Annotated in this window: 2 rRNA genes; both read right to left on the reverse strand. The window is 50.9% G+C overall.

The features are described 5' to 3' along the window. Nucleotides 1–9 precede the first annotated feature (9 nt). Nucleotides 10–122, reverse strand: a 5S ribosomal RNA gene (gene rrf, locus CR105_RS27350). A gap of 141 nt (nucleotides 123–263) precedes the next feature. After that, nucleotides 264–1969 (reverse strand): 23S ribosomal RNA (locus CR105_RS27355); the annotation flags it as partial.

Genomic DNA, 1969 nt, shown 5'->3' on the forward strand with positions numbered 1-1969 from the left:
TTATAACTAGCCTGACGATAACCTACTTTCACACTGGTTGCAGCACTATCATCGGCGTAATATCGTTTCACGGTCCTGTTCGGGATGGGAAGGGGTGGTACCGATTTACTATGGTCATCAGGCATAACTTGTACAAGCAACTGTCCCCAACGGGGCGACAGCGCTTTGAATCTGGAAGAAGTATTGTTTTATATTACTTGGTAGTGATCGTCAATCACGACAAACACAACGCGTATTCTTATCTCTGTACCTGCTAAGGTTATAGGGACAAGCCGTACGGGCAATTAGTATCAGTTAGCTTAATGCATTACTGCACTTCCACACCTGACCTATCAACGTCCTGGTCTCGAACGACCCTTTAAAGAGCTCAAGGCTCTGGGAAATCTCATCTCAAGGCAAGTTTCCCGCTTAGATGCTTTCAGCGGTTATCTCTTCCAGACTTAGCTACCCGGCAATGCCACTGGCGTGACAACCGGTACACCAGAGGTCTGTCCACTCCGGTCCTCTCGTACTAGGAGCAGCCCCCTTCAAATTTCCAACGCCCACGGCAGATAGGGACCAAACTGTCTCACGACGTTTTAAACCCAGCTCACGTACCACTTTAAATGGCGAACAGCCATACCCTTGGGACCGGCTACAGCCCCAGGATGTGATGAGCCGACATCGAGGTGCCAAACTCCCCCGTCGATATGAACTCTTGGGAGGAATCAGCCTGTTATCCCCAGAGTACCTTTTATCCGTTGAGCGATGGCCCTTCCATACAGAACCACCGGATCACTATGTCCTACTTTCGTACCTGCTCGACTTGTCAGTCTCGCAGTTAAGCACGCTTATGCCATTGCACTATCAACACGATGTCCGACCGTATCTAGCGTACCTTCGAACTCCTCCGTTACACTTTAGGAGGAGACCGCCCCAGTCAAACTGCCTACCATGCACTGTCCCCGATCCGGATAACGGACCAAGGTTAGAACCTCAAACAAACCAGGGTGGTATTTCAAGGTTGGCTCCACGATGACTGGCGTCACCGCTTCAAAGCCTCCCACCTATCCTACACAGATTGGTTCAAAGTCCAATGCAAAGCTACAGTAAAGGTTCATGGGGTCTTTCCGTCTAGCCGCGGGTAGATTGCATCATCACAAACATTTCAACTTCGCTGAGTCTCGGGAGGAGACAGTGTGGCCATCGTTACGCCATTCGTGCAGGTCGGAACTTACCCGACAAGGAATTTCGCTACCTTAGGACCGTTATAGTTACGGCCGCCGTTTACTGGGACTTCAATCAAGAGCTTGCACCCCATCATTTAATCTTCCAGCACCGGGCAGGCGTCACACCCTATACGTCCACTTTCGTGTTTGCAGAGTGCTGTGTTTTTATTAAACAGTCGCAGCCACCAGTTTATTGCAACCCTTTCACCCTCATGGAGTAAACCAATCAAGCTACCGGGGCGTACCTTTTCCCGAAGTTACGGTACCAATTTGCCGAGTTCCTTCTCCCGAGTTCTCTCAAGCGCCTTAGAATACTCATCTCGCCCACCTGTGTCGGTTTGCGGTACGGTCTCGTATGACTGAAGCTTAGAGGCTTTTCTTGGAACCACTTCCGATTGCTTCGAAACCTAGGTTTCTGGTCTCAACCCCTTGAATTCCGCGCCCGGATTTGCCTAAGCGCCTTCTATGAGTCAAGAACCGGGACATCCAACACCCGGACAACCTTCCGCGATCCGTCCCCCCATCGCATCATACGACGGTGCAGGAATATTAACCTGCTTCCCATCAGCTACGCATCTCTGCCTCGCCTTAGGGGCCGACTCACCCTGCTCCGATGAACGTTGAACAGGAAACCTTGGGCTTACGGCGTGGAGGCTTTTCACCCCCATTATCGCTACTCATGTCAGCATTCGCACTTCTGATACCTCCAGCATCCTTTACAAGACACCTTCGCAGGCTTACAGAACGCTCTCCTACCATAT

Origin of the sequence: Massilia eurypsychrophila, from assembly GCF_002760655.1 — a bacterium.
Classification (GTDB): Bacteria; Pseudomonadota; Gammaproteobacteria; order Burkholderiales; family Burkholderiaceae_D; genus JAFCUW01.